Annotated in this window: 20 protein-coding genes; 6 read left to right on the top strand and 14 right to left on the bottom strand. The window is 71.2% G+C overall.

The genetic code is table 11. The features are described from left to right. Window positions 1-61 precede the first annotated feature (61 nt). The 3 genes from HZU84_RS05440 (at window position 62) to HZU84_RS05430 (ending at window position 3,246) form a co-directional block, all read left to right on the top strand. Complete coding sequence (locus tag HZU84_RS05440; RefSeq protein ID WP_149504860.1) at window positions 62-838, top strand: DUF2726 domain-containing protein; 777 nt, start codon at window positions 62-64, stop codon at window positions 836-838. Between the two features lie 300 nt (window positions 839-1,138). Then, window positions 1,139-2,146: a porphobilinogen synthase gene (gene hemB, locus HZU84_RS05435; RefSeq protein WP_149504861.1), complete on the top strand. Its 1,008-nt coding sequence runs from the start codon at window positions 1,139-1,141 to the stop codon at window positions 2,144-2,146. A gap of 11 nt (window positions 2,147-2,157) precedes the next feature. After that, entirely contained in the window at window positions 2,158-3,246 is a 1,089-nt protein-coding gene (locus tag HZU84_RS05430) for a magnesium transporter CorA family protein (protein ID WP_149504862.1), read from the top strand. Between the two features lie 47 nt (window positions 3,247-3,293). On the opposite strand, the gene HZU84_RS05425 is transcribed toward HZU84_RS05430, so the two are convergent. Genes HZU84_RS05425 through tsaB form a run of 3 tightly spaced genes read right to left on the bottom strand, consistent with a single transcriptional unit; the run spans window position 3,294 to window position 5,376 of the window. Then, on the bottom strand, window positions 3,294-4,151 hold the full coding sequence (locus tag HZU84_RS05425; RefSeq protein ID WP_149504863.1) for a uracil-DNA glycosylase: 858 nt from the start codon (window positions 4,149-4,151) through the stop codon (window positions 3,294-3,296). Beyond that, window positions 4,148-4,636 carry a ribosomal protein S18-alanine N-acetyltransferase gene (rimI, locus tag HZU84_RS05420; protein ID WP_149504864.1) on the bottom strand — a complete coding sequence of 163 codons (489 nt, stop codon included), beginning with the start codon at window positions 4,634-4,636 and terminating at the stop codon, window positions 4,148-4,150. Before rimI ends, HZU84_RS05425 begins: the two co-directional genes overlap by 4 nt. Then, window positions 4,633-5,376: a tRNA (adenosine(37)-N6)-threonylcarbamoyltransferase complex dimerization subunit type 1 TsaB gene (gene tsaB / locus HZU84_RS05415; RefSeq protein ID WP_149504865.1), complete on the bottom strand. Its 744-nt coding sequence runs from the start codon at window positions 5,374-5,376 to the stop codon at window positions 4,633-4,635. The genes rimI and tsaB overlap by 4 nt, the downstream gene beginning before the upstream one ends. A gap of 191 nt (window positions 5,377-5,567) precedes the next feature. Here tsaB and dacB point away from each other — a divergent pair, with 191 nt between their 5' ends. Both dacB and HZU84_RS05405 read left to right on the top strand, forming a co-directional pair. Then, window positions 5,568-7,061, top strand: a complete 1,494-nt coding sequence (gene dacB / locus HZU84_RS05410; protein WP_149504866.1) for a D-alanyl-D-alanine carboxypeptidase/D-alanyl-D-alanine endopeptidase — start codon at window positions 5,568-5,570, stop codon at window positions 7,059-7,061. 17 nt (window positions 7,062-7,078) lie between these two features. Further along, on the top strand, window positions 7,079-7,345 hold the full coding sequence (locus HZU84_RS05405; RefSeq protein ID WP_149505396.1) for a SemiSWEET transporter: 267 nt from the start codon (window positions 7,079-7,081) through the stop codon (window positions 7,343-7,345). Window positions 7,346-7,361: 16 nt separating this feature from the next. Here HZU84_RS05405 and HZU84_RS05400 read toward each other — a convergent pair whose 3' ends face one another. From HZU84_RS05400 to purE, 4 genes are read right to left on the bottom strand one after another with little or no spacing between them, the layout of a single operon-like run. Continuing rightward, window positions 7,362-8,315, bottom strand: coding sequence for an SGNH/GDSL hydrolase family protein (locus HZU84_RS05400; protein WP_149504867.1), 954 nt, complete (start codon window positions 8,313-8,315; stop codon window positions 7,362-7,364). Window positions 8,316-8,343: 28 nt separating this feature from the next. Continuing rightward, window positions 8,344-9,399: an L-threonylcarbamoyladenylate synthase gene (locus HZU84_RS05395; protein ID WP_149504868.1), complete on the bottom strand. Its 1,056-nt coding sequence runs from the start codon at window positions 9,397-9,399 to the stop codon at window positions 8,344-8,346. Between the two features lie 8 nt (window positions 9,400-9,407). Next, on the bottom strand, window positions 9,408-10,598 hold the full coding sequence (locus tag HZU84_RS05390; protein WP_149504869.1) for a 5-(carboxyamino)imidazole ribonucleotide synthase: 1,191 nt from the start codon (window positions 10,596-10,598) through the stop codon (window positions 9,408-9,410). Continuing rightward, complete coding sequence (purE, locus tag HZU84_RS05385; protein ID WP_149505397.1) at window positions 10,598-11,074, bottom strand: 5-(carboxyamino)imidazole ribonucleotide mutase; 477 nt, start codon at window positions 11,072-11,074, stop codon at window positions 10,598-10,600. Before purE ends, HZU84_RS05390 begins: the two co-directional genes overlap by 1 nt. 188 nt (window positions 11,075-11,262) lie before the next feature. On the opposite strand from purE, the gene HZU84_RS05380 reads away from it, so the two are divergent. Then, a complete protein-coding gene (locus tag HZU84_RS05380) occupies window positions 11,263-12,240 on the top strand; it encodes a tetratricopeptide repeat protein (protein ID WP_149504870.1) in 978 nt (325 codons plus the stop codon). Here HZU84_RS05380 and HZU84_RS05375 read toward each other — a convergent pair. The 7 genes from HZU84_RS05375 to HZU84_RS05345 all read right to left on the bottom strand — a co-directional run bounded on the left by HZU84_RS05375 (window position 12,221) and on the right by HZU84_RS05345 (window position 21,420). Further along, window positions 12,221-13,330: a hypothetical protein gene (locus HZU84_RS05375; protein ID WP_149504871.1), complete on the bottom strand. Its 1,110-nt coding sequence runs from the start codon at window positions 13,328-13,330 to the stop codon at window positions 12,221-12,223. The two genes, HZU84_RS05380 and HZU84_RS05375, sit on opposite strands and share 20 nt — an antisense overlap. A 49-nt stretch (window positions 13,331-13,379) precedes the next feature. Further along, complete coding sequence (locus tag HZU84_RS05370) at window positions 13,380-14,288, bottom strand: phosphoribosylaminoimidazolesuccinocarboxamide synthase (RefSeq protein ID WP_149504872.1); 909 nt, start codon at window positions 14,286-14,288, stop codon at window positions 13,380-13,382. Between the two features lie 147 nt (window positions 14,289-14,435). Continuing rightward, complete coding sequence (fba, locus tag HZU84_RS05365) at window positions 14,436-15,500, bottom strand: class II fructose-bisphosphate aldolase (protein ID WP_149504873.1); 1,065 nt, start codon at window positions 15,498-15,500, stop codon at window positions 14,436-14,438. 256 nt (window positions 15,501-15,756) lie between these two features. Further along, complete coding sequence (pyk, locus tag HZU84_RS05360) at window positions 15,757-17,187, bottom strand: pyruvate kinase (RefSeq protein ID WP_149504874.1); 1,431 nt, start codon at window positions 17,185-17,187, stop codon at window positions 15,757-15,759. 69 nt (window positions 17,188-17,256) lie between these two features. Then, a complete protein-coding gene (locus HZU84_RS05355; protein ID WP_149504875.1) occupies window positions 17,257-19,560 on the bottom strand; it encodes an NADP-dependent malic enzyme in 2,304 nt (767 codons plus the stop codon). A gap of 256 nt (window positions 19,561-19,816) precedes the next feature. After that, a complete protein-coding gene (locus HZU84_RS05350; RefSeq protein ID WP_149504876.1) occupies window positions 19,817-21,010 on the bottom strand; it encodes a phosphoglycerate kinase in 1,194 nt (397 codons plus the stop codon). 80 nt (window positions 21,011-21,090) lie between these two features. Then, complete coding sequence (locus tag HZU84_RS05345; RefSeq protein ID WP_149504877.1) at window positions 21,091-21,420, bottom strand: AzlD domain-containing protein; 330 nt, start codon at window positions 21,418-21,420, stop codon at window positions 21,091-21,093. Window positions 21,421-21,429: the final 9 nt, after the last annotated feature.

Here is a 21,429-nt window from a genome sequence, read left to right as displayed (position 1 = left end):
TTACATCCATCACACCCTTGGCGGGATTGACGTCAAGCATCCGCAAAGATAGCTTGACGGAATGGATTTTCCACTTGCCAACCCACTCGATGGCGCACTGCTTCTGGCGGGCGGCCTGATCCTCGTCGCCCTGCTGGCCTGGCGGCTCCGTGCCCAGCGCGGCACCCCGGCCAGCCGCCCGGGACGGCCGCGCACGCTCGATGCGGTCGACACGGTGATCGGCTGGCCGCCGGAGGCCACCCGGGTGCTGACGGTGCGCCACCAGCGCGCGATGGAGGTGCTGCGTCGGGCGATGCCCGGCCATCTGATCCTGGCACAGGTGCCGCTGTCGCACTTCATCAAGGTGCCGACGCGGCTGTCGTATGTCGAATGGCTGCGCCGCGTCGGTCATGTCTGCGTCGACCTGATGGTGTGCGACGCCGCCTCGAACGTGGTGGCCATCATCGAGGTGCGCCAGGCCGACAGGACCGAATCCGAGCGGGCCCGCAAGCGCCACCAGCGCGTCGAGCGGGTGCTGCGCGCCGCGGGCATTCCGCTGCATGTCTGGAACGAGTCGGTCCTGCCGGATCCGGTGGCGGTTCGCCGGGCCCTGCTGCCCGAGGACCAGGATGCCGAGCGTCATGTCGACACCGGACCGGACACCCACCCGCTGGGCCAGGCCGGCGCACGCCGCCCGGGCACGCGCGACCTCGATCCGCCGCGCAGCACCTGGTTCGACGAGCTGCATGCCACCCAGCCGGTCCGGCTTGACGAAGGCGTGGATGTGTCGATCGATGCGCCGATGCCGCCCCAGGCGCTGACACCAGGCCGTGCCGCACCGGTCCTGCAGTCGCGCTGAAAACGAGAAGACAAAAAAAGAGCCCCGGCATGTGCCGGGGCTTCGAAGCCTTAGCGCTGTCAACACGGTAAGGCACCTGCTCAGGGAGGAAAAGCAGGGAATGAACGCCGAGCGGCGTGTCATTCAGGGTGAATCTGAACACCGCCCCCGGTTTTGACAATGCCCGGAGTCTCCCGGTGGCTTTGCGTGTGCGCGTGGTGTAGGCGATCGGCAGGACTTCGCCGACACTGGCAGGCCTTGGCAGGCCGCGTGATCCGCGTGCCGCAACTCACGAATCCTCCGCTTCCATCGATCCTGCCCATGCCGACCTCCGCTCGCCATCCGCTGCACCGCCCCCGTCGCCTGCGCCGCGACGCCTTCACCCGCGATCTGGTGCGCGAACACCGACTGCATGCAAGCGACCTGATCTATCCGGTCTTCGTGCTGGAGGGTCAGGGCCAGGTGCAGGAGGTCGGCTCGATGCCGGGCGTGCAGCGCCGCAGCCTCGACCAGCTGCTGCCGGTGGCCGAGCAGTGCGTCGAGCTGGGCATTCCGGTGATGGCGCTGTTCCCGGTGCTCGGCCCCGAGGGCAAGACACCCGACGGCCGCGAGGCCTGCAACCCGGAAGGCCTGGTGCCGACGGTGGTGCGCGAGCTCAAGCGCCGCTTCCCCGAGCTGGGCGTGATGACCGATGTCGCGCTCGACCCCTACACCAGCCACGGCCAGGACGGCCTGATCGACGACACCGGCTATGTGCTCAACGACGAGACCGTCGAGGTGCTGGTGCAGCAGGCGCTGACCCAGGCCGAGGCCGGCGTCGACATCGTCGCGCCCAGCGACATGATGGACGGCCGCATCGGCGCGATCCGCGAGGCGCTGGAGGCGAAGCGCCTGATCCACACCCGCATCATGGCCTACAGCGCCAAGTACGCCAGCAGCTTCTACGGCCCCTTCCGCGACGCGGTCGGCTCGGCCGGCAACCTCGGCAAGAGCAACAAGAAGGTCTACCAGATGGACCCGGGCAACAGCGACGAGGCGCTGCGCGAGGTCGCGCTGGACATCGCCGAGGGCGCCGACATGGTGATGGTCAAGCCCGGCATGCCGTATCTGGACATCGTGCGCCGGGTGAAGGACGAGTTCCGCGTGCCGACCTTCGCCTATCAGGTCAGCGGCGAGTACGCGATGCTCAAGGCCGCCGCGCTCAACGGCTGGCTCGACCACGACGCGGTGATGATGGAGTCGCTGCTGGCCTTCAAGCGCGCCGGCGCCGACGGCATCCTGACCTACTTCGCGATCGAGGCGGCGCGGCGGATGCGCCAGCAGGGCTGAGCAGGCCCGGGATGCGGATCTTCCTGATCGCCGAGACCTGCACCGAGCTCGAGGCCCTGCCCGACGCGCTGCCGGCACGCGGCTTCGTCTGGATCGCCAGCGCGCGGCGCGAGTTCGAGGTCGGCTCCCCGGTGCTGCAGTCGCGGCTGCACCAGTGGGGCTGCGGGCCGCTGGTCGATCTGCATGTGTCCGACCTGCTCAGCAACCAGCTGCCCTCGCAGTTCGACTACACCTCCTGGTACGACCTGATGGTCTTTCGCCGGCTGGCGGCCGCACCCGGCAGCAGCGGCCTGTTCCTCGACGAGGAGCACGGCACGCTGGCCTCGGCGCGGCGGGCGCTGCAGGCGATCGACACCAGCCCGGTCGGCTTCGCGGTCTATGACCGGCTGCTGCTGACGGTGCATCCGGCCGACTGCCAGGTGCGCGACCACTTCGCGCAGCGGCTGCTGCAGATGCCGGCGGGCGGCAACGGCAGCAGCCGCATCCCGCCCAGTCCGGCCGACCTGATGCTGCGCATCGTCAACCACATGGTCGACAGCTACCTCGAGCTGCGCCGGCTGCTGACCCGCCAGCTCGCGACGCTGCAGCAGGAGCTGTTCGGACCGCGCAGCCGCAGCGTCGACTGGCAGATGCTGCTGGAGTCGCGCAACACGCTGCACATGCTCGAGGACATCTGCGAGGACCAGCGCAGCGCGGTGCAGGAATGGATCGACGCGCTCGACGAGTGGCCGGTCGAAACCGACAACCAGGCACGGCGCGAGCGCGAGCTGCTGCGGGTGCGCTCGCGCGATGTGCTCGAGCACATCGAACGGGTGCTCGGCCATGTGCGCCGGCTGGAATCCTCGATCGAGAGCGCGGTGCAGATGCATTTCTCGGCGGTCGGCCAGCGCACCAACGACATCATGCGCACCCTCACCGTGCTGACCGCGATCTTCCTGCCGCTGAACCTGATCACCGGCATCTTCGGCATGAACTTCGACGCGCTGCCGCTGATCCACGACGCGACCGGCTTCTGGATCGCGCTGCTGCTGATGGCGGGCATCGGCGGCGGGCTGGGCGCGCTGTTCTGGCGCAAGCGCTATCTGGGCACCCGCCACTGAACGGCCGTCCAGCCGGACGGCCGGGCCACGGAACCAGCGCGAAGCGCTCAGGCCGGGACCGGGCCACCGCCGCGCAGCACCGCGCGGGCCAGGCAGAGATCGTCCCAGGAGCGCGCCTTGTCGGCCGGGTTGCGCAGCAGATAGGCCGGGTGGTAGGTGACCACCACCGGCACGCCGTGGTAGGCATGCACCCGCCCGCGCAGCCGCCCGATCGGCTCGCCGGTCTGCAGGATCGACTGCACCGCGAAGCGCCCCATGGCCAGGATCAGCTTCGGCGCCACCAGCTCGACCTGGCGCTTCAGGAAGGGCTCGCACTGCGCGACCTCCTGCGGCTCGGGATTGCGGTTCATCGGCGGGCGGCACTTCAGCACGTTGGCGATGTAGACCTGCTGCTCCGGTCCGGCCTCGGCGCGGGTCAGGCCGACCGCGCGCAGCATGTTGTCGAGCAGCTGGCCGGCCTTGCCGACGAAGGGCTCGCCCTGCCGGTCTTCCTGCTCGCCGGGAGCCTCGCCGATGATCATCCACTGCGCCTGCGCATGGCCGACGCCGAAGACGGTGTTGCGGCGGCTGCGGCACAGGCCGCAGGCCTCGCAGCCGGCGACCGCCTCGCGCAGCGCCGGCCAGTCCATGGCCGCCACGCCGGACGGGCGCGCGGCCAGCGGCCGTGGCGCAGACGGCGAATTCGCCTCGGCCGGTGCGGCCACCGGCCGGGACATCCGGACCGGCGCGGGCGCAGGAGATGCCACCGGCGCCTGGGCCGGCACGGGCACCGTCACCTCCGAGGGCACCGGCTCGGACATCGCCGCCTCAGGCAAGGGCATCGCGTCCGTCTGCGGCGGCAGCCACAGCGTCACGCCCATCTCGCGCAGCATCGCCTGCTGCCGGTCGCTCCAGCGTGCGCTCATCCGGCCGCTCCGGGCTGCAGTTCGAGGCACAGCACCAGCGCGTCCTCGCGCCGGCCGCCCGCATCCGGGTAGTAGTCGCGCCGCACGCCGACCTGCGCATAGCCCAGCCGCGCATAGAGCGCCCGGGCGCGGTGATTGCTGGGGCGGACCTCCAGCCACAGGCAGTCGGCGCCCTCGGTCTCGGCATGCTCGCGCAGCGCCTGCATCAGCTGGCGTGCCAGTCCGCGGCCCTGGTGCTCGGGCGCGACCGTCACGTTCAGCAGATGCCACTCGCGAAAGCCCGCCATCGCCACCAGATAGCCCAGCAGCTCGCCCTCGGGCGAGACCAGGCAGCGCGTCAGGTAGCCGGCCGCGATCGAGTCGACGAAGTTGCCGCGGCTCCACGGAAAGGGATAGGCGCGCACCTCGATCGCCATCACCGCGTCGAGCAGCTGCACGCCCATCGGCAGCAGCACCGGCTCGGCCCCACCGGCAGCGGCGCTCATGCGGCCTCCCCTCGGGCGGCGCGGGCCGCGGCCTCGCGCTCGGCGGTGGTCTGCGCGACCTTGTCGCGCACATAGAGCGGCAGCGCGACCGCCGGATCGAGCATCGCGCCGGCCGCCCAGGCCGCTCGCGCCAGCTCGGCCAGCGCCAGGCCGTCGGGCACCGCCTGCGCATCGGTCGCCAGGCCGAGCGCGGCGGCCAGCGGCTGCAGCACCTCGGCCTGCGCCAGCAGCGCGTTGCCGACGATCGGAGCCGGTCGCGCGGCGATCGCCTCGGCCAGCGCCGCTGGCGACCACAGCGCGACCGCACCGTCGGCCTGCCAGCCGCCGCCGGGCACCGCGGTCCAGCGGGCGGCGTAGATCTCGCCCATGCGCGCGTCGAGCGCGCTCCAGACCGCTGGGGTGGCTTCGGCACCCAGCCGGCGCCGCGCACATGCCGCCAGCGCCGCCAGCGTGTCGAGCGCCAGCATCGGCCGGCCGGCGCCGACCGCCAGGCCCTGCGCGATCGCGCAGGCGGTGCGCAGACCGGTGAAGGCGCCGGGCCCCCGGCCATAGCCGATCGCGTCGAGATCGCGCAGCGCCAGCCCGCCCTCGGCCAGCAGCGCGGCAACCTGCGGCAGCAGCGTCGCCGAGGCCTGGGCACCGCCAGGCAGCGCCCGGACAAGCCGGTCCGGGCCATCGACCAGCACGAGGTGGACGGTGTCGGTGGCGGTATCGACCGCAAGAAGACGGGGCGAGGACATGAGGGCGGAGCGAGCGACGGCGGTCCGCCAGTGTAGCGGCCGCCTCCCGGCGCGAGCCATTCACGCCAGATCCGAGCCGGATCCGGGCCGGATCCGGGCCGGAGCCTGAAAAAGCACGGTCGAAGGAAGACCTGTGCGTCAACCGGAGCGAGCCTTGATCCGTATCATCAGGGCTTTCCCTGATGACTTCCATGCCCGCCCTGCCTTCGAACCGGCATCACGCCGGACTGCATCCGCTGCTGACCGTGCTGCCGCTGCTGCTGGTCGCCACGGCCTGCAGCGCGCAGGCCGAGCCGCCCGCCGGACCGAGCGCCGAGACCGTGCCCACAAGCGTGCGGGTCGCGCTCGAGCGTGCGCGCATCGAGCCGGGCGCACTGTCGGCCTGGGTCGCGCCGGCCGAGGGCGGCGAGGTGCGGCTGGCGCTGCGCCCGGCCGAGGCGGTCGCCCCGGCCTCGGTGATGAAGCTGGTGACCGCGATCGCGGCGCTGGAGCGGCTCGGGCCGGTGCACGCCTGGCGCACCCCGGTGCTGGCCGCCGGGCCGGACCGCATCCTGCGCGGCAGCGGCGACCCGCGCCTGACCGCAGAGCGCCTGGCGCTGCTGCTGCGCCAGGCGATGGATGCCGGCGGCGCCACGATCGACGGCGACCTGATCCTGGATCGCAGCGCCTACGCCCTGCCCGCCCATGATCCGGCCGCCTTCGACGGCCAGCCGCTGCGGCCCTACAACGTCGGCCCGGACGCGCTGATGGTGGCACACCGCAGCGTGGTGCTGACGCTGCGGCCCGATCCGGCGCGCGGCGTGGCGCGCATCGCGGTCGATCTGCCGCTGGCCGGCGTGCAGTGGCCCGAGACCGTGCCGCTGACCGGCGGCGAGTGCCAGGACTGGCGCACCCAGCTGGCGCCGGACTTCACCGATCTGTCGCGCCCCCGGCTGACCGGGCGCCTGGCCGCCGCCTGCGGCGAGCGCAGCTGGCCGATCGCCTTCCCGGAGCCGGCGCCCGCCGGCTTTGCCGCCCGGGCGATCGAGGCGCAATGGCTGGCGCTGGGTGGACGCATCCAGGGCCGGGTGCGCGAAGGCCTCACGCCGGCCGGCGCGAGCGTACTGACCGAATGGAGCTCGCCAGCCCTGCCCGAGGTGCTGCGCGACATGAACAAGCACAGCAACAACATGATCGCGCAGCAGGTGCTGCTGGCGCTGGCACCGGGTCAGCCGGCGCAGCCCGCCACCTTCGAGGCGGCCCGGGCCGAGGTGCAGGCGCTGGCGCTGGCGCGCGGCTGCCGCGAGGGCGAGCTGGTGATCGACAACGGCTCGGGCCTGTCGCGCCAGGAGCGCCTGACGCCGCGCTGCCTGGGCCGGCTGCTGCAGTGGGCCTGGCGCCAGCCGTGGATGCCGGAGCTGCTGGCCTCGCTGCCGGTGGCCGGCATCGAGACCACCGCGCGCCGGCTGGTCGGCGCCAGCGGCCGCGCGCATCTGAAGACCGGCTCGCTCGACGGCGTGGCCGCACTCGCCGGCTATGTGCACGGCGACGACGGCCGCCGCCATGCGCTGGTCGCCATCCTGAATCATCCGAAAGCCGGCAGCGCCCAGGCGCGCGCCGTGCTCGACGAGGTCGTGCGCTGGGCTGCCGACGATCTCGCCCGCCCCGGCCCGGCCGCTTTCTCTGCCCTGAAGGATTCCCAGTGAGTCTCGATCCGACCGCCCTGCCCTTGAACGAGCTGATCGGCCTCGTCGCCGCGCTGCTGACGACGCTGTCCTTCCTGCCGCAGGCGCTGCTGACGCTGCGCACCCGCGATGTCAGCGGCATCTCGCTGTCGATGTACAGCGCCTTCACGCTCGGCGTCGGGCTGTGGCTGGTCTACGGGGTGATGCTCGGGGCCTGGCCGGTCATCATCGCCAACGCGCTGACGCTGGCGCTGGCGACCTCGATCCTCGGCATGAAGCTCTGGTTCGGTCGCCGCCCGGCCTGAGACCGGGCGGGAACGCTCAGAACGGGTTGTTGCGGGCGCGGCTCAGCGCGGCGCTGCCGACACGGGCCTGCCAGTTCGGGCCCGGCACCTTGGCGTCGGCCCACAGGTAGGTGGTGCCGCTGGACGCGGCACCCGACACCAGCGTCGCCACGGTGCACGAGGTCAGCGGCGTGACGGTGCAGGCCGCCTCGGTGTTGTTGGTCAGCGAGTAGGCGGAAAGGTTGGTGTTCGTGGCCATGCTGACGGTGAGCTGGTCGGCGGTGACCAGCGCGGCGTAGGCGCCGTCATTGGTGACCGCCAGGCGCATCGCCTCGACGAAGGCGGCCGTCAGATCGCGCAGCATCGTGCGGCGGTCCTCCGAGCCGGCGCTGGCCACCTCGGACGCAGCGAACGGCGAGTAGCCGATGTCGGGCGGCGTGGCGTAGAGCACCCGGCCCCCGTTGCCCGAGGCGGTGATGGTGTTGACCAGCGTGCCCAGCGTCTTGCCGGCGGCCGCGACCTGCGCCGTGGCCTGGGCGGAGGTCAGCGCACCGGACTTCCAGTCGGCATAGGCCGCCAGGATGTCGTTCTGGCCGGCCATCAGCGTGACCAGCGTGGAGCGGGTGAAGCCGGTCGTGCCCTGATAGGCCTGCACCGCAGCGACCACATCGGCGACCTTGGCGCCCGCCACCGCCTTCATCTCGGCCGAGGTGGTCAGCACGCCGGAGCTGTTGCACTGCGGGAAGACCAGGCCATAGCCCGAGGCCACCGCCTGCGGCCAGACCGGGTAGGTCGCGCAGTCCAGTTCGGTCGAATTGGTCTTCAGCGCGTTGACGCCGTACTTGCTGCCGTCGCTGTTGATGACGCTGAGCTCGTCGCCAAAGGCGACCAGCTTCGTCGGCACATAGTCCTCGACCCGCTCGGAGCCGCCGCAGGCGGCCAGCAGCGCGGCCAGGGCCGCCGGGACGAGGATGGACTTCAGGACTCTCATGCAATCTCCAGCGAGGGGTTCTCAGCGCTCAGGCCGCGGCGGCGCGCTGCAGCCGGTCGCGCACGCCATCCCAGGCGGCATCGTCCGGCGGCATCTCGACCCAGATCAGCGGCACGCCGCTGGCATCGAGCGCGCGCAGGTCGGCGAACAGCGCGTGCGCGGCCGCGGCCGCATCCGCCGGCATCCGGCACAGCACCGTGCCGGCGACCGCGGCGCGGGCGCTGCGGGAATATACCGCCAGCGCCGGTGCGGAAGATGTCGCGCCCTTTGCCTGCGCCGGCGTGCTCGCGCCCCAGACCGTCAGCGCCGCGTCGATCTGCGCGGCCGTCATCAGCCGCACCTTGGCGGTCGGCGCGTAGTGCGCCTCCAGCGTGCCCGAGGCGCGCGGCGCCGAGCCGTCCCGGGCCACCAGCGCCTGGCCGGCGGCGGCCTCGATCTCGGCCACCGTCAGCCGCCCGGGGCGCAGCAGCACCGGCCGGCCATGCTCGCGGCTGCAGTCGATGATGGTCGACTCGATGCCGACCTCGCAGTCGCCGCCGTCGAGCACCCGCAGGTCTTCCTGGCCGGCGATGCCTTCGAACTCCGACACCACATGCGCGGCCTGCGTCGGGCTGACGCGGCCGAAGCGGTTGGCGCTCGGCGCGGCCACGCCGGGCACGCCCAGGCGGGCCGCCTCGCGCAGCAGCGCCAGCGCGACCGGATGATCGGGGCAGCGCAGACCGACGGTGTCCTGGCCGCCGGCGGCCTCGGCGGCCAGCCCCTCGCGGCGCGGCACGATGACCGTCAGCGGCCCCGGCCAGAAGGCCGCGACCAGCCGCCGCGCCACCTCGGGCAGCGCGCCGCCCTCCGCGAACACCTCGGCGCCGGCCGCGTCGGCGACATGCACGATCAGCGGGTGATCGCTCGGCCGGCCCTTGGCGGCGAAGATCTTCGCGACCGCCTCGGCCCGGTCGGCACGCGCGCCCAGGCCGTAGACCGTCTCGGTCGGCAATGCGACCAGCTCGCCGGCGGCCAGGCGCGCGGCGGCTTCGGTCACCGCGGCGGTCAGCGCTGCGGGCGTCGTGGCATCGAGCAGGCGCGGCATGGCGCGGCTCAGAACGGCTCGATGCCCAGCAGCGCCGCGGCCTGCAGCGCGGTCTCGCGCGCGGCCGCCGGCGTCGCACCGGTGATCGTCAGGTGGCCCATCTTGCGGCCACGCCGCGCGGACTCCTTGCCGTACAGGTGCAGGTTCGCCCCGGGCAGCGCCAGCACCGCGGCCCAGTCGGGCGTGCGCTCCTGACCGGCCGCGTCGAACCACAGGTCGCCCAGGAGGTTCAGCATCACGGTGGGCGAATGCAGCCGCGGCTTGGCCAGCGGCAGGCCGGCCATCGCGCGCACCTGCAGGTCGAACTGCGACAGGTCGCAGGAATCGATCGTGTGGTGGCCGGAGTTGTGCGGGCGCGGCGCCATCTCGTTGGCGACCAGCGAGCCGTCCTCCAGGAGGAAGAACTCGATGCACAGCACGCCGACATAGCCCAGGTCGGCGGCGATGCGCGCGGCGCAGCCGATGGCCTCGGCCTCCAGCGCGGGCGTGCCGGCCGGCGCCGGCACCGTGGTGACCGCCAGGATGCCGTCGCGGTGCAGGTTCTGCTGCAGCGGGAAGGCGACGACGCGGCCGTCGCGCCCGCGTGCCACGATCACGCTGACCTCGAAGGCCAGCGGCAGGCGCTTCTCCAGCACGCAGGTCACCCGCCCCAGCTCCGCCCAGCCGGCCTCCAGCGCGGCGCGGTCGGCCACCCGGATCTGGCCCTTGCCGTCGTAGCCGAGCCGCGCGGTCTTCAGGATGCCGGGCAGCAGATCGTCGGAGACCGCGGCCAGCGCGGCCTCGTCGGCGATCACCGCATGCGGCGCCACCGGCACGCCGCAGCCGACGAAATGGGCCTTCTCGGCGGCGCGGTCCTGGCAGACCGCCACCGCATCGCCCGAGGGCGCGACCGGGCGGCGCTCGGCCAGCCGGCGCAGCGCCTCGGCCGGCACGTTCTCGAACTCGGTGGTGATCGCGTCGGCGGTGTCGGCCAGCGCCTGCAGGCCGGCCTCGTCGAGGTACTCGGCCTGCACATGCGCGTGCGCCACCAGCCCGGCCGGGCTGGTCGCGTCCGGATCGAGCACCGCGGTGCGGAAGCCGAGCTGCTGCGCGGCGTGGACGAACATGCGGCCGAGCTGGCCGCCGCCCATGACGCCCAGCGTCAGTGCGCGCTCGGGATCGGCCGCGGCGCGGTCGCCGGGCAGCAGTCGGATCGTCATCAGCCCTGGCCCTCCAGCGGCGTCAGCTCCATCGCGCGGGCCGCCTCGGTCTGGCGGGCGCGGAAGGCATCGAGTTCGGCGCGCAGCCGCTCGTCGTGGTTGGCCAGCAGCGCGACCGCGAACAGCGCCGCGTTGGCCGCGCCAGCCACGCCGATCGCGAAGGTCGCCACCGGCACGCCCTTGGGCATCTGCACGATCGAATGCAGCGAGTCCACGCCCTGCAGATGGCGGCTGGCCACCGGCACGCCGAGCACCGGCACCGGCGTCTTGGCCGCGAGCATGCCCGGCAGGTGGGCCGCGCCGCCGGCACCGGCGATGATCGCCTGCAGGCCGCGCTCGCGCGCGCGCTCGGCGTAGCGGAACATGTCGTCGGGCATGCGGTGCGCCGAGACGACCTGGGCTTCGAAGGGCACGCCGAAGTCGGCGAGAATCTGGGCGGCGTTCTTCATGGTGTCCCAGTCGCTGTTGGACCCCATGACGATGCCGACCACGGGCGAGGCGCTGTTCAAGGCGGGGCTCCGGGCTTGGGCAAAGGAGGGATTTTAGGCGCGCCGGCCGCACCGGACTTGCTTTTCCCCCGCGCCGCCCTCAGATGAACCGGCCAGACCCGTCCGACCAGACCCCTGCGCATGCGCCGCGCGCATGCCGCCCACCAGGTGCCGCGATGATCGACATCACCCTCCAGAACTTCGAATCCGAACTGATCCAGGCCTCGATGCAGCAGCCGGTGCTGCTCGACATCTGGGCGCCGTGGTGCGGCCCGTGCAAGCAGCTCGGCCCGGTGCTCGAGAAGCTCGAGACCGAATACGCCGGCGGCTTCGTGCTGGCCAAGCTCAACGCCGACGAGGTGCCGGAGATCGCCGGCCAGCTCAGCCAGATGTTCGGCGTGCGCTCGATTCCCTTCTGCGTGATGTTCGCGCAGGGCCAGCCGGTCGACGGCTTCGTCGGCGCCATCCCCGAGGCGCAGATCCGCGAGTTCCTCGCCAAGCATGTGGCCACGCCCGAGCAGGTCGAGGCCGAGGAGGACGTCGAGGAGGCCGAGCAGATGCTCGCCAGCGACAAGCCGGACATCCAGGCGGTGCTGGAGCGGCTGCGCGCCGCGGTCGAGACCGATCCGGCCAGCGACGTCGCCTGGATCGACTACCTGAAGGTGCTGCTGGGCGTGGCGCGCCATGACGACGCGGCGCTGGCCGAGGCCCGCCAGGCCTACGCGCAGGTCGCGCCGCGCGCGCTGGCCGATGCGCGCTTCGCCGCGCTCGAGCACGGGCTGCTGGCGGCCGAGGCGGTGCGCGACGCCCGCGCCGCCGGCCGCACGCCCGAGGCGCTGCGCGCGGCCATCGCCGCCGCGCCGCGCGACTTCGCTGCCCGGCTGGAGCTGGCACGCCACCTGTTCGCCGCCGGCGCGATGACCGAGGCGATGGACGAGCTGCTCGAGATCCTGATGCGCGACAAGGGCTGGAGCGACGGCCTGGCGCGCAAGACCTATGTCGCCATCCTGGAGCTGATGAGCAAGCCGGCCCCGAAGGCCGCGACGCCGGAAGCCAAGAAGGGCGCCGTCGAGATCGCCGGCAAGGCGGTGGTCGTGCCGGGCGACCCGGTGATCGACAGCTACCGCCGCAAGCTCAGCATGGCGCTGTTCTGAGCCCCAGCCGGTCCAGCCCGGCCAGCAGCGCCGCAATGCGGTCGCTGTAGACGCGGTAGTGCGCCGCGCCGCGGTCCTCATGGATCGCGGCCACCTCGTCGAGACCGAGCCGGCGGAAGACCCGCTCGAGCATGCCGTGGGCGATGACCAGATCCTCGGGCTCGACCGCACCATGGAGCGCGGCCTCGGCATCGCGGGCGGTGCGCAGCGCCGCATCGCTGCGGCCGAGCATCGCCAGGCACCAGGCCTGGTCGGCACGGAACACGCTTTCCGAGACGCCGAGCCCCTCCTCGATCGCCTTGCGGGTGTGCTCCTCGTAGAGCGCCAGCGCGGCCTCGATCTCGCCGGTCAGCAGCAGGATCTGCGCCCGGCGCATCGGCGGATGGTTGCTGAGCGCGCGGGTCTGCACGCTGCGGTCCAGATGCACCGAGGACTCGGTGCCCAGCACCGCGCGGCGCAGCACGCCCTCCGGGCAGCCGCCGGGATCGCGCAGATCGGCCACCCGGGCGTCGAGCACCCGCAGGAAGGCCATGTTGTACATGATGGAGCTGAGCGCGGCGCCGTCACCCTCGGTGGTGGCGTGGCGACGCGCCAGGGCGTACCAGGCCTGGGATTCCTCGTCCCGGCGCGCGTAGTGCAGCATGCCCGCCACCACCAGGCTGGCGCGCGAGCGTGCGCCGTGGTGATCGGGCCGTGCCAGCTTGAGCGCCAGCGCGACATGCTCGAGCGCGGACGCATCGTCGCGCACATAGAAGTCCAGATGCGCCAGCCAGGCCGCCGCCAGCGACTGCACCCGCGCATTGCGCGCGGCCTTGCCCAGCGCCAGCGAGCGGCGCACCCGCTCGTGCGAACGCAGCGACAGGTCGGCGTAGAAGTCGCCCAGCCCCTCGGCCAGCAGCAGCCAGGCGTTGAGCACCGGCATCGTCAGCATCTCGGGCGAGGCCCTGAGCGTGGCCACCTCCTGGCGCATGCGGTCCAGCTCGCCGAGCCGCGCCAGCACCACCGCACGCTCGGCGCGCAGCAGAGGCACCTCGCGCGGCAGGCGCGAGGCGGCGATCGCATCATCGAGCCGGGACAGCAGCCGGTTCATCATCGCTTCACCTGCCGGCGGGCGATCGGGATCCGTCCGGTGTGCCGGCTCAGCCCATCAGGCGCTCGAGGGCCTCGCGGTACTTGGCCGCGGTGTGCTCGATCACCTCGGCGGGCAGCGCCGGCGCCGGCTTGACCTTGCCCCACGGCCGGCCGTCGATGCGCACCGCCTCGAGCCAGTCGCGCAGGTACTGCTTGTCGAAGCTCGGCGGGTTCTCGCCGGCGGCCAGCGCCGCGGCATAGCTCTCGACCGGCCAGTAGCGCGAGGAGTCGGGCGTCAGCACCTCGTCCATCAGCACCAGCGCGCCGTTCTCGTCGAGGCCGAACTCGAACTTGGTGTCGGCGATGATGATGCCGCGGGTCAGCGCATGCTCGGCGGCGGTGGTGTACAGGCGGATCGAGATGTCGCGCACCTGCTCGGCCAGCTCGCGGCCGATGATCTCGACCATGCGGTCGAAGCTGATGTTCTCGTCATGGTCGCCGACGTCGGCCTTGGTGGCCGGCGTGAAGATCGGCGCGGGCAGCTTGGCCGCGTTGGTCAGGCCCTCGGGCAGCGCCACGCCGCAGACCGAGCGGCTGTCCTGGTATTCCTTCCAGCCCGAGCCGGCCAGGTAGCCGCGCACCACCGCCTCGACCGGCAGCGGCTTCAGGCGCTTGACCAGCATCGAGCGGTCGCGGACCTGGTCACGCTCGTCGTCGGCCACGACCGACAGCGGATCCTCGCCGGTCAGGTGGTTCGGCACGATGTGGCCGAGTCGATCGAACCAGAACAGCGCGACCTGGGTCAGCAGCGCGCCCTTGCCGGGAATCGGCTCTTCCATGATGACGTCGAAGGCCGACAGCCGGTCGGTGGCGACCATCAGGATGCGGTCCTCGCCGACGGCGTAGTTGTCGCGCACCTTGCCGCGCGCGAGCAGCGGCAGGGAGTGGAGGCTGGAGTTGTGCAGGGCGGTGGTCACGGCGTGGACTCGGCTGAGGCTGTCTTGGAACCGGCCGATTGTAGGGGCGCAACCCCGGGTACCAAGAAGAACGGCCCGCCAGGGGCGGGCCGTCGGATCAGGAAAAACGCGCAGGCGCCCGGCAGCGGGCCGCGCGGATTCCGGGGATCAGAGCACCTTCTGCGCCAGCTCGCCGGCAGCGTACTTCTGGGCCATCACGGCCAGCGAGACGCCCTGGATGCGCGAGCCCTGGCCTTCGCAGCCGAACTCCATGTAGCGCTGCTTGCAGATCGCCTTGGCCGCCTCGCGGGCGGGCTTGAGCCATTCGCGCGCGTCGAACTTCTCCGGGTTCTCGGTCAGGAACTTGCGCACCGCGCCGGTCATCGCCATGCGGATGTCGGTGTCGATGTTGATCTTGCGCACGCCGTACTTGATGGCTTCCTGGATCTCGGAGACCGGCACGCCGTAGGTCTCCTTCATCGCGCCGCCGTACTGGTTGATGATCGCGCGCAGGTCCTGCGGCACCGACGAGGAGCCGTGCATCACCAGGTGGGTGTTCGGAATGCGGGCGTTGATCTCCTTGACGCGGGAGATCGCCAGGATGTCGCCGGTGGGCGGGCGGCTGAACTTGTAGGCGCCGTGGCTGGTGCCGATGGCGATGGCCAGCGCGTCGAGCTGGGTTTCCTGCACGAAGCGGGCGGCCTCTTCCGGGTCGGTCAGCATCTGGCTGTGGTCCAGCTTGCCTTCGGCGCCGATGCCGTCTTCCTCGCCGGCGTCACCGGTCTCGAGGTTGCCCAGGCAGCCCAGCTCGCCCTCGACGGTGGCGCCGATCCGGTGCGCCATCGCTACGACCTGGCGGGTCACGTCGACGTTGTAGCCGAAGTCGGCCGGGGTCTTGCCGTCCTCGCGCAGCGAGCCATCCATCATCACCGAGCCGAAGCCCAGCTCCAGCGCGCCGGCGCAGACCTTCGGGCTGGTGCCGTGGTCCTGGTGCATCACCATCGGGATGTGCGGATAGGCTTCGGACGCGGCCAGGATCAGGTGCTTGATGAAGGCTTCGCCGGCGTACTTGCGCGCACCCGCCGAGGCCTGCAGGATCACCGGGGCGCCGACCTCGTCGGCGGCGGCCATCACCGCCTGGACCTGCTCGAGGTTGTTGACGTTGAACGCCGGAATGCCATAGCCGTTTTCGGCGGCATGGTCCAGCAGCTGGCGCATGGAAACGAGGGGCATGGGAAGAACCTCAGAAGTGACTGGAAACCGGCGCGGGCGGCTGGCCGGGCACCCGATGGGTCGAACACCCCTGAAACCACCCTGAAACTTCCGAGATTCTACGGGCACGCCATCGTGCAGATGCGCGATTTCCGCTGAAGCAGCCCCTTGGCCGGGGCCCGATGCGTGCCAATTTTGCACAACGGGGGTGGCGAGTTACACGCCACCCCCGTCGGGTTACATCGCCGGCCCGCAGACCGCGGGCGAGTCCGCGGCCTCAGCCGACGCGGCAGACCTTCAGCATGTTGGTTCCACCCGGGTACCCCATCGGTTCGCCGCAGGTGATCGCGTAGGTGTCGCCCGGACGCAGCACGCCGCGCTCGACCAGCAGCTGCTCGGCTGCGGCCAGCGCGGTGTCGCGGTCCTCGAACTTGGGCATCAGGATCGGACGCACGTTGCGGTAGAGCGCCATCTTGCGCTCGGACAGCGACTGCGTCGTCAGCGCGTAGATCGGCACGTCGATGCGGTGGCGGCTCATCCACAGCGCGGTCGAGCCCGACTCGGTCAGCGCCAGGATGGCCTTGCAGCCCAGGTGATGCGCGGTGAACAGCGCGCCCATCGCGATCGACTGGTCGATGCGGCCGACGGTGCGGCTGCCCATGTCGGCCTCGAAGCGGACTTCCTCGGCCGCCTCGGCCGCCTCGGCGATCGCCACCATCTGCTCGACTGTCTCGACCGGGTACTTGCCGGCGGCCGTCTCGGCCGAGAGCATCACCGCATCGGTGCCATCGAGCACCGCGTTGGCGACGTCCGAGACCTCGGCGCGGGTCGGCACCGGGTTCTGGATCATCGACTCCATCATCTGCGTGGCGGTGATGACGACCTTGTCCATCTCGCGCGCCATGCGGATCATCTTCTTCTGCAGCGCCGGCACCGCGGCGTTGCCGACCTCGACCGCCAGATCGCCGCGCGCGACCATGATGCCGTCGGAGGCCTTCAGGATGGCCTCGAGCTGCGGGATGGCCTCGGTGCGCTCGATCTTGGCGATCATGCCCGGCTTGTGGCGCCACGGCTCGCCGGCGACATTGGCCAGCTGGCGCGCCATCTCCATGTCGATGGCGCTCTTCGGGAAGCTCACCGCCAGGTACTCGCACTGGAAGGACATCGCGGTCTTGATGTCCTCCATGTCCTTGGAGGTCAGCGCCGGGGCGGTCAGGCCGCCGCCCTGCTTGTTGATGCCCTTGTTGTTGGACAGCTCGCCGCCGATCTTCACGACGGTGTGGACCTTGTCGCCGCGCACCAGCTCGACGACCAGCACGATCAGGCCATCGTTGAGCAGCAGCGTGTCGCCGGGCCGCACATCGCGCGGCAGTTCCTTGTAGTCGAGGCCCACGCCCTCGAGGTCACCCGGCGTGGTGCGGCTGGCATCCAGCACGAAGGGCGCGCCCGGCTCCAGCATCACCTTGCCTTCGGCGAACTTGCCGACGCGGATCTTCGGCCCCTGCAGGTCGGCCATGATCGCCACCGGCTTGCCGACGCGGGCGGCGACCTCGCGCACCAGCGTGGCGCGGTCGATGTGGTCCTGCGCCTTGCCATGGCTGAAGTTCAGCCGCACGACGTCCACCCCGGCGCGGATGATCCGCTCCAGCACCGCCGGGTCGGACGAGGCGGGGCCGAGGGTGGCGACGATCTTGGTGTGGCGAGGCATCGGGCAGTCTCCTGGGTGTCGAAAAAACGCAGTGCCAGGGATTATCGACCGCCGTTCAGAACAAGGTGGTTACGAAGAACGCCGTGCTTCTGCCGCATCCGCCACCGCCAGCGCGGTCATGTTGACCACCCGGCGCATCGAGGCCGACGGGGTCAGGATATGCACCGGCGCGGCCGAGCCCAGCAGGATCGGTCCGACGGTCACGCCCTTGCCGGCGGTCACCTTCAGCACATTGAACAGGATGTTGGCGGCGTCGATGTTGGGCAGCACCAGCAGGTTGGCCGCGCCGTTGAGGCTCGAGTCCGGCAGGATGTTGCGGCGGATCGCCTCCGACAGCGCCGCGTCGCCGTGCATCTCGCCGTCGCACTCGATGTCAGGCGCACGCTCGACGAACAGATCGCGTGCGGCCCGCACCCGCTTCGCCGACGGACGGTGCGAGGTGCCGAACATCGAGTGCGACAGGAAGGCCACCTTCGGCGGCAGGCCGAAGCGGCGCACCTCGTCGGCGGCCATCAGCGCGATCTCGGCCAGTTCCTCGGCGGTGGGCTGCTCGTTGATGAAGGTGTCGGTGATGAAGAGGTTGTGCTCCTCCAGCATCAGCGCGTTCATCGTCGCGAAGACCTTGGCACCGGGCTTCTGGCCGATGACGCTCTTCACATACTCGAAGTGGGTGTCGTAGCGGCCGTGCAGGCCGCAGAGCATCGCGTCGGCGTGACCCAGCTTCAGCAGCATGGTGGCGATCAGCGTGGTCGAGCGGCGCACCGCCGCCTTGGCGGCCTCGACCGAGACGCCGTCGCGCTTCATGATGCGGTGGTACTCCTCCCAGCAGGCGCGGAAGCGGCTGTCCTCCTCGGGATTGACCACCTCGAAGTCGACGCCCGGCTTCAGGCGCAGGCCGGCGCGCTCGATGCGCGAGGCGATCACGCCCGGGCGGCCCACCAGGATCGGCCGGGCCATGCCTTCGGCCAGCACCGCCTGCACCGCACGCAGCACCCGCTCGTCCTCGCCCTCGGCGTAGACGACACGCGCCGGGTTGCGCTTGGCCGCGGCGAAGACCGGGCGCATGAACATGCCGGTCTGGTAGACATAGCGGGTCAGCGAGTCGCGGTAGGCGTCCAGGTCGGCGATCGGGCGCTCGGCGACACCCGACTCGACCGCGGCCGCGGCCACCGCCGGCGCGATGCGCAGGATCAGGCGCGCGTCGAAGGGCTTCGGGATCAGGTAGTCGGGGCCGAACTTCAGGTCCTGGCCGGCATAGGCGGCCGCGACCTCGTCGCTGGTCTCTTCCTTGGCCAGCGCGGCGATCTCGCGCACGCAGGCCAGCTTCATCGCCTCGGTGATCTTCGTGGCGCCGCAGTCCAGCGCGCCGCGGAAGATGTAGGGGAAGCACAGGACGTTGTTGACCTGGTTCGGATAGTCCGAGCGGCCGGTGGCGATGATGCAGTCGGGCCGCGCCGCCTTGGCGATCTCGGGGCGGATCTCCGGCTCGGGGTTGGCCAGCGCCAGGATGATCGGCTTGTCGGCCATCGTCGCGACCATGTCGGCGGTCAGCACGCCGGCGGCCGAGCAGCCCAGGAAGACGTCGGCGTCGCGCACCACGTCGGCCAGCGTCTTCGCGTCGGTCTTCTGGCAGTAGCGCTGCTTGGACTCGTCGAGGCGGTCGCCGCGGCCTTCGCGGATCACGCCCTTGGAGTCGCAGACGAAGATGTTCTCGACCTTCACGCCCAGGCCGACCATCAGGTCCAAGCAGGCGATCGCCGCCGCGCCGGCGCCCGACACCGCCATCTTGACCTCGCCGATCTTCTTGCCGACCAGCTCCAGGCCGTTGAGCAGCGCCGCGCCCGAGATGATCGCGGTGCCGTGCTGGTCGTCGTGGAAGACCGGAATCTTCATGCGCTCGCGCAGCTTCTTCTCGATGTAGAAGCACTCGGGCGCCTTGATGTCCTCGAGGTTGATGCCGCCCAGCGTCGGCTCCAGCGAGGCGATGATCTCGACCAGCTTGTCCGGATCGCGCTCGGCCAGCTCGATGTCGAAGACATCGATGCCGGCGAACTTCTTGAAGAGGCAGCCCTTGCCCTCCATCACCGGCTTGGACGCCAGCGGGCCGATGTCGCCCAGGCCCAGCACCGCGGTGCCGTTGGTGACCACGGCCACCAGATTGCCGCGCGAGGTGTACTCGGCCGCCTTGGACGGATCCTGCTCGATGGCCAGGCAGGGATAGGCCACGCCGGGGGAGTAGGCCAGCGACAGGTCGCGCTGGTTCATCAGCGGCTTGAGCGGGGTGACGGCGATCTTGCCCCGGACCGGCGCGCGGTGATATTCGAGCGCGGCATCATGCAGAGCCTGTTCGGCGGGCGACAAGGGTTGGGTCATCGAGGGCGCTCCTGAAGCACACAAATCAACAAGGGGAGCGCAGATTACTGCCGACGAAAGCGGCCCGCATGGGTACTTCCCGTGCGCAAGGGCCTGAAAGCGGGGTTCATGCCGCCAGCCGCAGTGCTCATGCAGAAAAGGCATGAAGATGCACCGGAACACCCGCCTGTGCCAGAACGGCACAGGCCCGCCACCTTGCGGTGACGGGCCTGCGTCTGCCGAGGCCGGGCGCGCGGCCCGGCGTGAGCGCGCGGGATCAGCCCGCGGCGCGCTGGCTCAGAATCTCAAACGCCGGCAGGGTCTTGCCTTCCAGCACTTCCAGGAAGGCGCCGCCGCCGGTGGAGATGTAGCCGACGTCCTTGTCGATGCCGTACTTGGCGATCGCGGCCAGCGTGTCGCCGCCGCCGGCGATCGAGAAGGCCTCCGACTCGGCGATCGCGCGCGCCAGCGTCTCGGTGCCCTTGGCGAAGGCGTCGAACTCGAACACGCCCACCGGGCCGTTCCAGACGATGGTGCCGGCGGCCTTGAGCTGGGCGGCCAGGATCTCGGCGGTCTTCGGGCCGATGTCCAGGATCAGGTCGTCGTCGGCGACATCGGTGGCGGCCTTGACGGTCGCCTCGGCGTCGGCCGAGAAGGTCTTGGCGCAGACCACGTCGACCGGAATCGGCACGGCGGCGCCGCGCGCGGCCATCGCCTCGATCACCGCCTTGGCCTCGCCGACCAGATCCGGCTCGGCCAGGCTCTTGCCGATCTTGAGACCTGCAGCCAGCATGAAGGTGTTGGCGATGCCGCCGCCGACGATCAGGCCGTCGACGTTGTTGGAGAGGGCCTTCAGGATGGTCAGCTTGGTCGAGACCTTCGAGCCCGCGACGATCGCCACCAGCGGGCGCTTCGGGTTGGCCAGGGCCTTGGAGATGGCGTCGATCTCGGCGGCCAGCAGCGGGCCGGCGCAGGCGACCGGGGCGAACTGGGCGATGCCGTAGGTCGAGGCCTCGGCGCGGTGCGCGGTGCCGAAGGCGTCATGCACGAAGACATCGCACAGCGCGGCCATCTTCTGCGCGAGATCCTCCTTGTTCTTCTTCTCGCCCTTGTTCAGGCGGCAGTTCTCGAGCATCACCACCTCGCCCGGGGCGACGTCCACGCCGTCGACCCAGTTCGAGACCAGCCGGACCTCGCGGCCGAGCAGCTCGCTCATGCGGGCGGCGACCGGCGCCAGGGTGTCTTCGGGCTTGAATTCACCTTCGGTCGGGCGGCCGAGGTGGCTGGTGACCATCACGGCGGCACCGGCGTCGAGCGCCATCTTCACGCACGGCACGGACGCACGGATGCGGGTGTCCTCGGTGATGTTGCCGGCGTCATCCTGCGGCACGTTCAGGTCGGCGCGGATGAAGACGCGCTTGCCGGCGATCTGGCCGTCGGCGATCAGGTCCTGGAGGCGGAGAACTTTCATGGTGGGTCGCTGTTGCGGAGTTGATGAAACAGGGAAAGGAAGAGGACAAGCCGGGGCGGGCGGGGCGGGCGCGGTCCGGGCTACCAGCCCAGCCCGATGCGCAGCGGCAGGAAGACCGCCATGCCGACGACGATGGTGCCGAGAATGCCGCGGCGGAAGAAGAACCAGGCCACCGCCACCGCCGCGCCGATCAGCCGGGCGTCGAGCGGCGTGGCGATCAGCGCGCCGTTCTTCATCAGCACCTCGGGCGCGATGATCGCCACCAGCGCGGCCAGCGGTGCGTACTTCAGCGCGCGCCGCGCCCACGGCGGCATCGGCAGCTCGCGCTCGGGCAGCATCAGGAAGCCGCGGGTCAGCACGGTGACCAGCGCCAGGCCGAGAATGGTGAAGAAGGCTTCGAGGCTGGACATCGTGCGTTC

This window comes from Sphaerotilus sulfidivorans, from assembly GCF_013426975.1.
Classification (GTDB): domain Bacteria; phylum Pseudomonadota; class Gammaproteobacteria; order Burkholderiales; family Burkholderiaceae_C; genus Sphaerotilus; species Sphaerotilus sulfidivorans.
Note: the sequence above shows the minus strand (reverse complement) of the source record. Positions and strands in the feature narration are given on the sequence as shown.

Coding starts and splice junctions, on each gene's coding strand:
- HZU84_RS05440 (WP_149504860.1), top strand. CDS start 62: ATGGATTTTCCACTTGCCAACCCACTCGATGGCGCACTGCTTCTGGCG.
- hemB (WP_149504861.1), top strand. CDS start 1,139: ATGCCGACCTCCGCTCGCCATCCGCTGCACCGCCCCCGTCGCCTGCGC.
- HZU84_RS05430 (WP_149504862.1), top strand. CDS start 2,158: ATGCGGATCTTCCTGATCGCCGAGACCTGCACCGAGCTCGAGGCCCTG.
- HZU84_RS05425 (WP_149504863.1), bottom strand. CDS start 4,151: ATGAGCGCACGCTGGAGCGACCGGCAGCAGGCGATGCTGCGCGAGATG.
- rimI (WP_149504864.1), bottom strand. CDS start 4,636: ATGAGCGCCGCTGCCGGTGGGGCCGAGCCGGTGCTGCTGCCGATGGGC.
- tsaB (WP_149504865.1), bottom strand. CDS start 5,376: ATGTCCTCGCCCCGTCTTCTTGCGGTCGATACCGCCACCGACACCGTC.
- dacB (WP_149504866.1), top strand. CDS start 5,568: ATGCCCGCCCTGCCTTCGAACCGGCATCACGCCGGACTGCATCCGCTG.
- HZU84_RS05400 (WP_149504867.1), bottom strand. CDS start 8,315: ATGAGAGTCCTGAAGTCCATCCTCGTCCCGGCGGCCCTGGCCGCGCTG.
- HZU84_RS05395 (WP_149504868.1), bottom strand. CDS start 9,399: ATGCCGCGCCTGCTCGATGCCACGACGCCCGCAGCGCTGACCGCCGCG.
- HZU84_RS05390 (WP_149504869.1), bottom strand. CDS start 10,598: ATGACGATCCGACTGCTGCCCGGCGACCGCGCCGCGGCCGATCCCGAG.
- purE (WP_149505397.1), bottom strand. CDS start 11,074: ATGGGGTCCAACAGCGACTGGGACACCATGAAGAACGCCGCCCAGATT.
- HZU84_RS05380 (WP_149504870.1), top strand. CDS start 11,263: ATGATCGACATCACCCTCCAGAACTTCGAATCCGAACTGATCCAGGCC.
- HZU84_RS05375 (WP_149504871.1), bottom strand. CDS start 13,330: ATGAACCGGCTGCTGTCCCGGCTCGATGATGCGATCGCCGCCTCGCGC.
- fba (WP_149504873.1), bottom strand. CDS start 15,500: ATGCCCCTCGTTTCCATGCGCCAGCTGCTGGACCATGCCGCCGAAAAC.
- pyk (WP_149504874.1), bottom strand. CDS start 17,187: ATGCCTCGCCACACCAAGATCGTCGCCACCCTCGGCCCCGCCTCGTCC.
- HZU84_RS05355 (WP_149504875.1), bottom strand. CDS start 19,560: ATGACCCAACCCTTGTCGCCCGCCGAACAGGCTCTGCATGATGCCGCG.
- HZU84_RS05350 (WP_149504876.1), bottom strand. CDS start 21,010: ATGAAAGTTCTCCGCCTCCAGGACCTGATCGCCGACGGCCAGATCGCC.
- HZU84_RS05345 (WP_149504877.1), bottom strand. CDS start 21,420: ATGTCCAGCCTCGAAGCCTTCTTCACCATTCTCGGCCTGGCGCTGGTC.